General features: G+C 29.8%; 8 protein-coding genes. 6 read left to right on the top strand and 2 right to left on the bottom strand.

Going from position 1 to position 13,713, the window contains the following annotated elements:
- Positions 1–18: 18 nt before the first annotated feature.
- The 6 genes from ACJJVY_RS05050 to ACJJVY_RS05025 all read left to right on the top strand — a co-directional run bounded on the left by ACJJVY_RS05050 (position 19) and on the right by ACJJVY_RS05025 (position 11,798).
- Positions 19–2,319: a family 20 glycosylhydrolase gene (locus tag ACJJVY_RS05050; RefSeq protein WP_405605818.1), complete on the top strand. Its 2,301-nt coding sequence runs from the start codon at positions 19–21 to the stop codon at positions 2,317–2,319.
- 8 nt (positions 2,320–2,327) lie between these two features.
- Entirely contained in the window at positions 2,328–3,254 is a 927-nt protein-coding gene (locus tag ACJJVY_RS05045; protein WP_405605816.1) for a family 43 glycosylhydrolase, read from the top strand.
- 62 nt (positions 3,255–3,316) lie between these two features.
- Complete coding sequence (locus tag ACJJVY_RS05040) at positions 3,317–5,470, top strand: alpha-L-rhamnosidase C-terminal domain-containing protein (protein WP_405605814.1); 2,154 nt, start codon at positions 3,317–3,319, stop codon at positions 5,468–5,470.
- A gap of 69 nt (positions 5,471–5,539) precedes the next feature.
- Positions 5,540–8,293 carry an FN3 associated domain-containing protein gene (locus tag ACJJVY_RS05035; protein ID WP_405605812.1) on the top strand — a complete coding sequence of 918 codons (2,754 nt, stop codon included), beginning with the start codon at positions 5,540–5,542 and terminating at the stop codon, positions 8,291–8,293.
- 11 nt (positions 8,294–8,304) lie between these two features.
- A complete protein-coding gene (locus tag ACJJVY_RS05030) occupies positions 8,305–9,969 on the top strand; it encodes a hypothetical protein (protein WP_405605810.1) in 1,665 nt (554 codons plus the stop codon).
- A 299-nt stretch (positions 9,970–10,268) separates the two neighbouring features.
- Positions 10,269–11,798 carry a TlpA family protein disulfide reductase gene (locus ACJJVY_RS05025; RefSeq protein WP_405605808.1) on the top strand — a complete coding sequence of 510 codons (1,530 nt, stop codon included), beginning with the start codon at positions 10,269–10,271 and terminating at the stop codon, positions 11,796–11,798.
- A gap of 867 nt (positions 11,799–12,665) precedes the next feature.
- Here the strand turns inward: ACJJVY_RS05025 and ACJJVY_RS05020 are convergent.
- Together ACJJVY_RS05020 and ACJJVY_RS05015 are read right to left on the bottom strand one after the other, a co-directional pair.
- Positions 12,666–12,962: a hypothetical protein gene (locus tag ACJJVY_RS05020; RefSeq protein ID WP_405605806.1), complete on the bottom strand. Its 297-nt coding sequence runs from the start codon at positions 12,960–12,962 to the stop codon at positions 12,666–12,668.
- A gap of 600 nt (positions 12,963–13,562) precedes the next feature.
- Positions 13,563–13,703, bottom strand: a complete 141-nt coding sequence (locus tag ACJJVY_RS05015; RefSeq protein WP_405605804.1) for a hypothetical protein — start codon at positions 13,701–13,703, stop codon at positions 13,563–13,565.
- Positions 13,704–13,713 lie beyond the last annotated feature (10 nt).

The following is a 13,713-nucleotide window of genomic DNA, read 5'->3' as shown; positions in this document are numbered from 1 at the left end:
CTACTTACTTAATAAAGAATGAAAAAGTACATAACCTTAATATTACTAACAATACTTTTAGTATCATGTATACAGCCGAATCCTTCTTTTAAAGAAGAAGAAATATCGATACTCCCTAAACCATCAAGTATTCAGATAGATAAAGGCTCTTTTAAAGTTGAAGAAGATACTAAAATTGTTTTTCAAGATAAAACACAAGAAAAGGCAGTTAATTATTTAACAGGGTTATTTAATAAAGCAGCTGGTTTTAATTTAGAAGTAGTAGATAATAAGGTAGAAGATGCTATAGTTTTTGAAAAAATAGAAGGTTTAAAAGAAGGAGCGTATAAGTTAGAGGTAAGTCCAACTTCAATTCACGCAAAAGCATCAGAAGAAAATGGGTTTTTTAATGCCGTACAAAGTATTCGTCAATTACTACCTACAGAAATAGAAAGTAAAGAAAAAGTGTCTATAGATTGGTTTGTGCCATCTGTAACGATAGAAGATGAACCTCGTTTTCAGTGGAGAGGAATGCACATGGATTTTAGTCGTCATTTTTTTAATATTGATGAAGTAAAAGACTTTTTAGACAACATGGCTTTGTATAAGTTAAATACATATCATATGCATTTAACAGATGATCAGGGTTGGAGAATTGAAATAAAAAAATATCCTTTACTAACAGAAAAAGGAGCTTGGAGAACACCAAACAACCAAGATACAATCTGTATGGATAAATCTGTAGAAAATAAATTATTTGCTATAGATGAATCAAATTTTAAAGAAGTTGATGGAGAACGTAAATACGGAGGTTTCTTTACACAAGAACAAATTAAAGAAATTGTTGCATATGCAGATGATAGATGTATTACAGTAATTCCAGAAATAGATATGCCAGGTCATTTTAAATCGGCTATAGATAACTACCCATTTTTATCTTGTAATGGAGAATCTGGTTGGGATACGGTGTTTACATATCCAACTTGTTTAGGTAAAGAAACTACTTACGAGTTTATGAAAAATATTTTGGCTGAAGTGGTAGGTTTATTTCCGTCAGAATTTGTGCATATTGGAGGAGATGAAGTAAATATAGCCTCATGGGAAGTATGTCCTCATTGCCAAAAAGCCATAAAAGAACATGGTTTAAAAGATGAACACGAGTTACAATCTCATTTTAACAGAGATATAGAACAGTTTTTACAATCTAAAGGAAAGAAATTTATGGGTTGGGATGAAATTGTTACAGGTGGTTTAACAAAAAGTGCCAATGTAATGTGGTGGAGAAACTGGTTTCCTAATTCGCCTAAAATTGCAGCAGAAAATGGAAACGGAGTAGTGGTAACTACAACCGCAGCTTATTATTTTGATTATTTAAATGAAGGTACAACGTTAGAAAGAGTTTATAATTACGAGCCAATTCCTGCAGATTTTACAACAGAAGAAGAAGCTAATGTGTTAGGTATTCAAGCCAATTTATGGTCAGAAAGGATTCCGAGTTATAAGCGTTTACAATACCAAGCATTTCCAAGAATGTTAGCAGTAGCAGAAAATGCATGGGCGTCTAAAGAAAATAAAGATTTCGAAATTTTTAATAATAATGTAGAAAAGCAATATAACAGATTAGATGCTTTAGGTGTTTATTATTATGTGCCAGCTGTAAAAGGTTTAGATAAGGAAATCGCATTTGTAGATGAAACAGCCATAAGTTTAGATTTAGCTTATGAGTTAGAAGGAACAGAAATATATTACACTTTAGATGGAAGTATACCAACAAAAGAATCTTTAAAATATGATGCACCGTTTGTGGTAAACGATACTATCGAAATTAAGGCACGCGCTTATAGAGGAGATATTTATAACGATTTAAAATCAACAAAAATACTTCATAAAGAATATACAGAACCTGTAAATGTAACCATTAAAGAAAAAGGATTAAAACAATGGGTATTAAAGGGTAAACGTAAAGAAGTATCAGATATAAAAATACCTAAAACTACCAATTTTACAAAAGTAGATAGCATTGCATTAGGTGATTTAAAAGATAAAAAGAGATTCTCTGTAGTATATCAAGGGTATTTTAAAGCAGAAAAAGATGGTGTTTATGAGTTTGAAACACGTTCTGATGGAGGAGATGAATTATTTATAGGAAAAGAAATGGTTGTAGATAACAGCGGTTGGCACGGACCTAGAAAACGTTACGGAAAAATAGCTTTAAAAAAGGGTTTACACCCTATAACAATTAAATATAGACCAAGTGATAAACCAAGAGTTATAGAAGCTAAATTCGGTTTACAAGGAGAAGAATTAATTGCAATAGACAGTAAGGTAACTGGATATTAATAAATAAAATGAAAAATATATTTAAAAATACATTAATTAGAATTGTAAGTCTTGCTCTTTGTTTAGTATGGGCGAGTTGTTTAAATGCTCAAAATCCAATTTTAAGTAAAAATGATAGTGGATTTGTGTATGCTGCAGACCCTGCTGCCGAAGTTTATAACGGTAAAGTTTATGTGTATTGTTCTAGAGATGTAGAAGACGCTGTTTCTTATAAAACCATGCAAGATTATGTAATTTTAGAGTCATCAGATTTGAAAACATGGGTTAATCATGGAGTTGTTCTTGAACCTAGAAAATATAGTTGGGCAAGCGGACAGATGAATGCACCCGATGTTGCTTATAAAGACGGTTGGTATTATTTCTATTTTCCGTTTGATAAAACACATATTGGTGTATCTAAAAGTAAAACACCAATTGGTCCTTGGGAAGAAGCAGTTACAGAAAAAATAACAACAATTTTTGATCCTACAGTTTTTGTTGATGATGATGGACAAGCTTATATTTATGGAAATGATCATAAGGTAAATATTGGAGAAAAGGGAGCTCATATTATGGGAGCAAAATTAAAAAGTAATATGACTGAACTTGATGGGCCTTGGATTCGATTAAGTGAAGAAACCGTAAGTGAAGCTGTGCATGTTTTTAAAAGAAATGATATTTATTATTTTAGTGCTAGAGTTGGTCCTGTAACTAAATATTGGATGGCAGATAATCCTTTACCACAATATGCTACGTTAAAAGGGCATTTAGCATCAAATGCACCAGATGCTCCAAATCATACGTCTGCAATTGAGTTTAAAAATGAATGGTATTTCTTTTATCATAGAGGAGATGTAAATGATGGCTCTTTTCATAAAAGGTCAGCTTGTTTTGAAAAAATGTCTTTTAGAGAAGATGGAACAATTGTAGAAATAGAATATTCATTAGAAAAATAATTATGTTGAAACTATCACAGTTTAGATTTTATAATGTAATGATTGTCGTATTTATAACAAGCATGTTTTTATTAATAGCTTGTAAAGCTAATACTTTAACTAAAAGCAATACAGAACAATCGCCTTTAGGATTATCTGTAGAATATATACGGGAACCTCAGGAGGTATTAATTATAGATCAAAAACCTGAATTTGCATGGGAATTACCAAATACGATAACGGCACAATCTGCATATCAAATTTTAGTTGCATCAACTCAAGAATTTCTAGAGCAAGATCAAGGAGATGTTTGGGATTCTGGCAAAGTGGTCAGTAATCAATCTATAGATATAGAGTTTAAAGGCACAGCGCTTAAAGTAGGTAATACTTATTTTTGGAAAGTGAAAATTTGGGATGAAAAGAATAAAGAAGCTAAATATTCAGCATATCAAAGTTTTAAAATAGGAACTCAAAAGAATTTTATTACAAGTGCAAATAAATTTCAGATTGAAAAGTTAAATCCTGTTGAATTTAAAAAATTAAGTAAAGACTCTTATTTCTTAGATTTTGGAAAAGACGCTTTTGCTACTCTAGAGTTTAACTACAAAACAAAAATAAAAGATACTTTAATAGTACATATAGGAGAACAGCTTATAGAGGGTAAAATTAATAGAAAACCTAAAGGAACTATTCGTTATCAAAAAATAAAAGTCCCTGTAAATCCAACACAATTAAGTTATTCTATTTCTATAAAACCAGACAAAAGAAATACAAAACCTATGGCGGTTAAATTGCCAGACTCTTTGCCTGTGATAATGCCTTTTAGATATGCAGAAATAGAAAATGTAAAAGAAAATTTATTAGCCAAAGAAATTTATCAAATAGCACATTTTGGTTTTTGGAATGATAAAAGTAGTTCTTTTACAAGCTCTAATTCTCTTTTAAATAAAATATGGGATTTATGTAAATACTCTATAAAGGCCACAACCTTTTCGGGTTTATATGTAGATGGAGACAGAGAGCGAATTCCTTATGAAGCAGATGCTTTTCTAAATCAATTAAGCCATTATACAACCGATAGAGAATATGCTATGGCAAGACAAACCATAGAGTATTTTATGGAGCAACCTACATGGCCAACAGAATGGCAATTACATGTAGCGTTAATGTTTTATGCAGATTATATGTACACTGGTAATACAGAATTGATAGAGAAATATTACCAGGAGTTAAAGCACAAAACTTTGTATGAATTATCTAATGAAGATGGTTTAATTACTTCAGAAAATATTACTCATGAGCTGATGTTAAAGTTAGGTTTTAAAGAAGGTTATAAAAAGCCATTAACAGATATTGTAGATTGGCCTTCTGCAGGTTGGGGAGGCGATCTTAATAATTTAGGAGAACGTGATGGTTATGTATTTAAAAAATACAATACGGTAGTAAATGCTTTTTATTATCAGAACATGAAAATTATGACTGAATTTGCTACTATTCTTAATAAAAAGAATGACGCTAAAGATTTTAAATTAAGAACAGAAAAATCTAAAAAAGCAATTCAGAAAGAATTTTTTGATGAGAAAAGAGGAGTTTATGTAGATGGTATAGGTACAATACATGCTTCTTTACATGCAAATATGTTGCCCTTAGCTTTTGGATTAGTACCTGAGCAAAATGTAAAATCTGTAGTTGATTTTATGAAGTCTCGTGGTATGGCTTGTAGTGTTTACGGAGCTCAATATTTAATGGATGCTTTGTACAATGCAGGAGAAGCAGAATATGCTTTAGAGTTAATAACTAGTAAAGCAGAAAGAAGTTGGTACAATATGATTAGAGAAGGAGCAACCATTACTATGGAAGCTTGGGGATATAAATTTAAAAACAATTTAGATTGGAATCATGCTTGGGGGGCAGTGCCAGCAAATATTATCCCAAGAGGTATGTGGGGTATTACTCCTAAAACACCTGGATACAGTGTAGTTAATATAAATCCTCAATTAGGGAGTTTAAAGACGTGTTCTATTATGGTTCCTACGTTAAGAGGACAAATTAAAGGTGAATATATTTTGCAAGAGGATAAAATTAAAAAGTATATCATTGAAATACCCGCAAATATGAAAGCTGAATTTAAAGTGAATAAGACTTCAAGTATAAAAGTAAATCATGAAATAAAAGCTAATGAAGCAGGAGTTATTTACTTAGAGTCAGGTAAGAATTTTATAGAAATATTTAATTAAAAAAACATGAAAAAAATTTATTGTTTATTTTTTATTTACTTTCTTTTTTGCTCTGTAAAAACAATGGCAATGAAGGAGTTTTTTATTTCGCCTAATGGTAGTGATACCAATTCAGGAACAAAATTGAGACCATTTGCTAGTTTTAATAGAGCAAATGAAGAATTAAAAAAAATAGCAGGTAGAGAGCCAGTTACAATATGGTTTTATGAAGGTGTTTATCATTTAAAAGAAGCGATTCTATTTAATTCCGAAGTTTCAGGAACAGCAGAAAATCCTATCATTATTTCTAGTTTACCAGGAGCTATAGTAAAACTTAAAGGGTCTAAAACATTAAACAATCTTAAATGGAATTTGTTTGATAAAGGTATTTATGCTACAAAAGTTCCAAAAAATATTGATTTTGATCAGCTTTTCGTAAACGGAAATCGTAAAATACGCTCTAGATATCCAAATTACGATTATGAAAATCCTTTAAGAGGAGGAAAAGGTTATTTAGAAGTATTAGATGGTACCGATAAAAGATATGATACTTGGTTTACATTAAAAAAAGAAGACTTTCCAGATAAGAAATGGCAAAATCCAAGCACAGGAATTGTACATGCATTTCAAAGTCATAATTGGGGAAACATGCAATACCGTATTTCTGGGATTAATATTGAAGAACAGAAAATCCTTTTGGGCGAAGGAGGTTGGCAATTACAGCGTTCTTTAGGAATAGGAGGAAAAGGGAAAAATTTATCATTGTTTTTTATAGACAATATTTTTGAAGAGTTAGATACACCTGGAGAGTGGTTTTTAGATGTTGAAAAAAACATGTTGTATTACTATCCAGAAGAAGGAATTGATGTACATAATGCAACGTTTGAAGTTCCTGTTTTAAAAGATTTAATTCAAATAAAAGGAGATGCAGAAAAGCCTGTAAGGCATATTACAATAAATGGATTAGAATTCTCTCATTCAAAATCAACATTTATGGAGTTGTATGAACCTTTAGCACGTGGAGATTGGGCTATACATCGTGGTGGAGCAATTTTTTTGCAAGGAACAGAAAACTGTACCATTATTAATAATAATTTTGAATATTTAGGAGGTAATGGGGTGTTTTTAAGTGGCTATAACCGTAATAATATTGTAAGTAATAGTCGTTTTGTACATGTTGGAGAAAGTGCTGTTGCTTTTGTAGGTCTACCTTCGGCTGTGCGTTTTTATCAAACTTGGGATGATAGAGATATTGATGGAAAAAATTGGGATGATATGCGTAAAAACATGGATTTGGAACCTGGACCAAAATCATTAGATTATCCTAAAAACTGTATTGTAGAAAATAATATAATGCACGATTTTGGTGATTATGGAAAGCAAGTTGCTGGTGTTTATATTTCTATGAGTCATAAAATTAAAGTAGCTCACAATACAATTTATAATTGTCCAAGAGCAGGTATTTGTATCAATGATGGTACTTGGGGAGGCCATGTAATAGAGTTTAATGATATCTGGGAAACGGTTAGAGAAACAGGAGAACATGGGCCTTTTAATTCTTGGGGACGAGAAAGGCAATGGAGAGGTTCTAGAGGTAGTGATGAACATTTTATAAAAAAACTAACCAAGCTTGATGCGATAGATAATGTTATTGTTAGAAATAATCGTATAGCTAACTACCGTAAATCTATTAGTGCAGGAAACTGGACAATAGATTTAGATGATGGCTCTAGTTATTATGAAATCTATAATAATCTTAGTTTAGGATCAACTATTAAATTAAGAGATGGAATGTCTCGTAAAGTTTTTAATAATATAACAATAAGTGCAGTTCCATTAGGATTTCATGTTTGGCCAAAAGATTCTGAAGATGAAATTTATAATAATATTTTTGTAATCTCTGGTGCGCTACCCGGTAAAAAAGAACCTACAAAGATTTTCCTTAGAGATGTTGCATTACCAACCGAAACGAAGTGGAGTAAACATTATGATTATAATTTATATTGGAATATTAATTATCCAAGTAATTCTGAAGTGATAAAAGGTGTTGGTCTTAAAGGTTGGCAAAATAAAGGCTATGATGAACATGCTGTTTCGGCAGATCCTATGTTTGTAAATGTCGGAGAAGCTAATTATCAAGTAAAAGAAAATTCTCCCGCTTTAAAATTAGGTTTTAAGAATTTTCCGATGGATAGTTTTGGACACGAAATGACCCGAATTATACCTTTTGGAGGAGATTTTTCAGATGAAATAAATGTTACATTAAAAAAAGATGCTAGAGCAACTAAAAAAGCTAAAATATACTATACGTTGGATGGTACGGAACCAAATCAGAACTCTATGGTTTATGAGCATCCTATTCAGATAAAAAAATCAAGTATTATAAAAGCAATAACAATAAATCCAAATGGTATTTCTTTAGGATTTACAAATGAAGTTAAATTTAATAAAGTAAACAAAGTTGTTTATCCTAGTTGGTATGATACCTTATTAAAAGGAGAGTATAAAGTAGCAGGAAAACTATCATCAAGTAAAAAAGCACTAGAATTAGAAATTGAAGGTGCTGTGATGATTAACATAGCTGATGATCCAGATCTAATAGATGCTACAGGAGGTTATAATTATGGATGTTATATAAAAGAAATAGATTCAGAAAAAGGGAAGATGTGGTTAGATGCTAGTTTAGATAGAGATTGGGTTATTCAAAAGATTAATGGAAATATCATAAAAGACATCAAAACACTACAGAAATTTATGAGAAAACATAAAGGAGAACAGGTTACATTAATTGCTGTTAGAGATTATAGAGAAAAAGAATTTAAAGTCAATTTTAAGAAAAATTAAAATAATAAAACATGAGTAATTTAAGTTTTAAAAAAAGTATAATTTTATCAATTATTGTTCTTTTAAGTTTTTTAGGAACACAAGTAAGTGCTCAAAATACTAAAGAAAATCCTTTAATTTTAGATATGGTACACCATAACCCTGGTGAAGCGCCATATAAAACGAAATATAATAACCCTGCTACCATAAAAGAAATGGGATATAACGGGAAGGTGTATTTTCTTTTTGAATCTCCAGCCTTAGCAATTAATTGGGAATCTGTAGATAAAGATATTTTGCCTAAAGGATCAGATGATCGTAAATGGGTAGATGAAAAAGCAAACCAAATTAAAAAGATGCACGAAGCATCTAAAGCACAAGGGATGGCTATTTATGCAATGTCAGATCTTGTTTTATTTCCCAAAAGATTGATTGAAAAGTATGCTATGCAAGAAACTTTTGGAGATCCTAATAATCCATTGACAGAAAAATTAATTAGAGCTCAAATTAATGAAATGTTTGATCAGTTTCCTGATCTTGACGGTTTGGTAGTTCGTATTGGTGAAACGTATTTACATGATGCGCCGTACCATAAAGGTGCAATTGACGATAAAACAGACCCAGAGAAAACGATCGTTCCGTTAATTAAAATTTTAAAAGAAGAGATTTGCATAAAAAGAGATAAACAACTTATTTTTAGAACTTGGGGCGCTTTTGATAGAGAAATGGATGATTATATGGCTGTCAGTGATGAGATAGAGCCTCATAAAAAATTGATCATCAGTATAAAGCATGTAGAAGGTGATTTTCATAGATCTAATGAATTTAGTAAAGTAATCGGACAAGGACGTCATCGTCAAATAATTGAGGTGCAATCAGCAAGAGAATACGAAGGTAAAGGTGCGTATCCAAACTATATTGCAAATGGTGTAATTAATGGTTTTGAAGAGCATGTTAGCATGCGAGAAGAACGTATTAATAGTATTCAAGAGTTTGTAGATACAAAACCAGAATTGTATGCTGGTGTTTGGACATGGTCTCGTGGTGGTGGATGGGAAGGTCCGTATATAAAAGACGAATTATGGTGTGATTTAAACTCTTGGGTTATGGCGCAATGGGGACAAAATACAGATAAAACCGAAGAATTTATTTTTAACAGATACGCAACCGAACGTTTACATTTAAAAGCTGATGATGTTGCTAAATTTAGAAAGTTATGTTTACTTTCTGCGGAAGCTGTAGTTAGAGGAAGAAACTCAACATATAGAGATATGAACCCTTGGTGGACAAGAGATCAAGGTATTGCGTGGCCAATGGTTGTAAAAGGGGAATTAGAGCAAAAAAGAAATTTAGCTCAAAAAGATGAATCTATTAAGAAATGGAAACAAATAGTAAAGTTGGCTAAATCTATTGATTGGAAAAATGATGAAACTAAAAATCACGCTATAGGTTCATCGGAATATGGTCTAGGATTATTCCAAATTTACAGAAGTTTGGTGTATATGAAGTATGCAGACGATCATGATGATGCAAAAGGTGTTAAAAAATGGATTAAGGCTTATGATAAAGCTTGGGCAGATTATAATAAATTAGCAGAAGAGTATAGTACAATTGCAACTTTGTATACAGAAGATTATAAAAGACATATTGCCAATAACGCGGGTATAAAAGTAAATAAGTTAAGAAAAGAAAATTAGTAAATAATATTATTTGTTTGTAAGTGTTTTTTTAAATCAGGGTTGAATTTCAATCCTGATTTTTTTGTTAATTTAAATTTTTATAATTAATAAATTTTCAAAAAAAAATAGAAATAGTATTTTAAAAAATAATTTAAATTTTATAAGAGTTAGATAACGATAATTATAGTATAACAATTTTTTTAAATAAAAGTTTACTTATAATGTGGTTTGGAGTGGTTTTTGATGTCTAAATAATTGTGCTATAGGTTTTTGTAATTCAGTTTGCTAATGGATTAGATAATATTACTTTTTTAAAAATGAGAAAACTCTACTATTTATTTTTTGTATGTTTTTTAGCTTGTAAATCAGAAACGAACAAAAAAGAAAATTCTGATTTAAGAAGGAAACCAGAAAACCCAACTGTTTTTATTACAGGTACAAGTGATGAAAAAGGTTTTGATGACAAAATTAGTTTTCATGATGATTCCCTATTTTATGTAGGTAAGTTTGAAAATTTGAAAAAAGAAACATTAAATAGTAAATTAACAAGAACATTACATAATATAAATAGTGCCAAACTTTTAAGAATTAATTCCTTTGGTGAAAATACGTTCTACAGAACAGCGATAATTGCTACCCCAGGGGATAGTGTAAATTACAAATTAAAACAAGGAAAATTAGAATTTTTTGGAAAAAATGAAGCACATTATAATTTTTATCTAGAAATGGATAAAGATTTAGATGCTTGGACTAAACTTTATTTAAATAAATACAATCCTAATTTTAATAGATATAAACAACAATGTGATTCATTGTATAATCAAAGATTAACTTTTTTTAAAAACTATATAAAACAACATCCAACAGTATCTGATAATTTTAAAAAGATAGTAAAAGAGGATTTACGGTTTGAGTATATAGTAAACCTTATTAAACCGAGGTCAGAAATACAATCTTTATGGACAGTTAATACGCAGGAAGATTTAATGGATATTTATGAAAGAGGAGATAATGGAGAGGGTGAATTTTTCGATATTAAAAGTTACTTAAATGATATTAGTATACAAGAAGTTAATAAACCAGAATATGTAAAGAGCCTAAATTTTCAAGTGAGTTTAGTTGCATTATTACGACAATATTTTGTAAAAATTAGAAATTTGCCTTATAGTACTGCTGCACTTAAAGAAGAGTTGACGTTTCTAAAAGAAAACTTTAATCCAATTATAGTCAATATTGTTACTGCAAGATTAATTAAAACTTATTTTGATAATGGATTTGGTAAAGATCAAAAAACTCATCAGTTCTTAAAAGAAACTATTAAAAACTATAAAGAAACCGTGAGTGACCCTAATATTATTAGAGTAATGGAAGATATAGAAACAGAGTTAAATACCATCAATAAAACATTGCCAAAAAACCTTAAGGAGTTTGTCTTAAACTTATCAAAAGATACGGTAAGTTTTGGTGCTACTTTACAAAAAAAGAATATGAAAGTAATTGACTTTTGGGCTAGTTGGTGTATACCTTGTGTTGAAGAAATTATTTTGTCTAAAGATAAAAGACAACGGATTGCTTCTGAATATAATGTTGATTTTTTATATTTTTCTATTGATAAGGATACACAAAAATGGATAGATAAAAGTCTTGATTTGAATCCGTTTTTACAAGATAGTAAACAATATAAAATTCTTGAAACCAAAAAGTCAAACTTAATTAAGTTTTTAAATTTAAAGAGTAGTTTTGGTATAGCTATACCTAGGTATGTGATACTGGACGAAAACAATATGATATTGGATAATAATGCACCAAAACCTTCTAAAGATAATTTTGAAGATTTTTTTAAATAATTTTTCTAATATAGAAAAGACTAAATATTATAATAAAAATAAGTTTTATGAAGAGTCTTTTAAAAATACTATTACGAACAATTATAATCACTTTTTTTATTAGTTGTAATAAAAATAAAGTTTCTAATTTAAAAAAAGTAGATAAGGATACATAAAATTCTTTAGAAACAAGAATTTACAACCAAGATTCTCTGGCGAGTAACAAGGTAGTAATTATAGGTAATACTGATAATATACTTGCATTTAAGGTGCTAAATATAATGAAAAGTTAAATATCTAAGAATTGAAAGATTTCAATTCAATTCTTAAAATAGTCTAAAAGAAAAAATCCATAAAAATCATATGATTTTTATGGATTTAATTTTATTATTAAGTCGGGGTGGAAGAACTAATCAATATATTATAAGACGTAATATATTAGTATTTTAGGTTGTTGTTACACTTGGAGGGGACTGCATATTTAATAGGTTAAAAATAAATTTTAAGTAGCCTTAACTGTTGTAATACTTTTTACACAACAAATGTTTTTTCTGCTCAAGCTTTATAGATGTGTTCTCAGGTTTAAATGAAATATTTCTATATTGTTAGTATAATATTTATCTCTTTTGTGAATAGTTTGTTATTTATACTTACATATGACATCTATTTATCATATAAACACGATTAAGGTTTAATAGTAAGACAGGGTTGATTATATTTAATAGTTGACGAGCTGTTGTATAAATTCATTTTTAAAAGGGGCGTAGTTATAATCATTTTTCCAATGATTAACATTTTTTGAGATATCCTTTATTGCATCACAAATAAACTCAATTTCATTATTTGTCATGGTAGGCTGGATAGACATTCTAACCCAATCTGGACGTTCTAACATGCAACCTTCCAATATTTTTTTTCTATAGCTTTTGATGTTAATTGATCTACATGTAACAAATAATGTCCATAAGTACCTGCGCAAGAACAACCACTTCTTTTTTGAATACCAAAACGGTCATTCAATAATTTTACTATTAAATTATCTACTTTAGATAGTCTTTTAAATACAATACTATTTAATTCGTACTCTCTGTCTAATATGTTTTCAATTCCCATTTGCTCCTTTAATATGATAGAAAGTACAATTCTTATGGCATCTAAATAGTCATCTTCATTTTCTGAATACATATTAATTTGAATATACGGCGCTGAACATGCAACATCATCAAAACACAAACCATTATTTTTGATGCATCATTCGTGCTACTTGATGATAGTTGGTTGTATGCCTGTTATATTGGAGCACCTTGTTATATCTACTATTTTTATAGATATCTCTGCATATTTATAAAAGTTCTTGTAAATGTATTACATGGGAAACCTTCTTTATTTGAGGGTATTACTTCCACTTTAGCAATGGTTTCCAACCAAGAGGTTTGATTGGAATGATGTTCCATGAGATATAAAAATAATAGGACGTAAATCATCCGGTATTTGTGTATATCCTTTTAGGTTCTCGTTAAGTTTAATTTCGAATAAACGTTGAAATTTATTTATAGTACCTGTTATACCTGATCTTACAGTAATTAAAACATCACTTTTCGATGTATTTACATGTGTCTTAATAATGTTTCTAGCTTTATGATATGCCAAGGTCATAGTGGCACTAGTAACCGAAGTTTCTGTATGTGTATTGGCTACAAAAGGTCCTATCTCTTTTAGAAGTTTATCTTCAATATGTCTGTATAATCTACCACTAGCTGTCCAATCTGCATAAATTATTTTTTTTTACCATAAATAAGGCGATTCAAATTCTTGATTTACACCTATAATTCCTTCTCGGAATTGCTTAAAATAATCCTCTAGGTTTAATGTTTTTTGAGGTTTGGTACTAAAAATACTTTTTAAGTATTCTGATGTCGAACTCATTATTTATGAT

Source organism: Polaribacter sp. Asnod1-A03 (genome assembly GCF_045063585.1).
Lineage (GTDB): Bacteria > Bacteroidota > Bacteroidia > Flavobacteriales > Flavobacteriaceae > Polaribacter.
This window is presented reverse-complemented; position numbering and strand designations above follow the sequence as displayed.

What these genes read in the sequence shown, in the direction of transcription:
- ACJJVY_RS05050 (WP_405605818.1), top strand. Translation starts at nt 19, where the DNA reads ATGAAAAAGTACATAACCTTAATATTACTAACAATACTTTTAGTATCA.
- ACJJVY_RS05045 (WP_405605816.1), top strand. Translation starts at nt 2,328, where the DNA reads ATGAAAAATATATTTAAAAATACATTAATTAGAATTGTAAGTCTTGCT.
- ACJJVY_RS05040 (WP_405605814.1), top strand. Translation starts at nt 3,317, where the DNA reads ATGTTTTTATTAATAGCTTGTAAAGCTAATACTTTAACTAAAAGCAAT.
- ACJJVY_RS05035 (WP_405605812.1), top strand. Translation starts at nt 5,540, where the DNA reads ATGAAGGAGTTTTTTATTTCGCCTAATGGTAGTGATACCAATTCAGGA.
- ACJJVY_RS05030 (WP_405605810.1), top strand. Translation starts at nt 8,305, where the DNA reads ATGAGTAATTTAAGTTTTAAAAAAAGTATAATTTTATCAATTATTGTT.
- ACJJVY_RS05025 (WP_405605808.1), top strand. Translation starts at nt 10,269, where the DNA reads ATGAGAAAACTCTACTATTTATTTTTTGTATGTTTTTTAGCTTGTAAA.
- ACJJVY_RS05020 (WP_405605806.1), bottom strand. Translation starts at nt 12,962, where the DNA reads ATGTATTCAGAAAATGAAGATGACTATTTAGATGCCATAAGAATTGTA.
- ACJJVY_RS05015 (WP_405605804.1), bottom strand. Translation starts at nt 13,703, where the DNA reads ATGAGTTCGACATCAGAATACTTAAAAAGTATTTTTAGTACCAAACCT.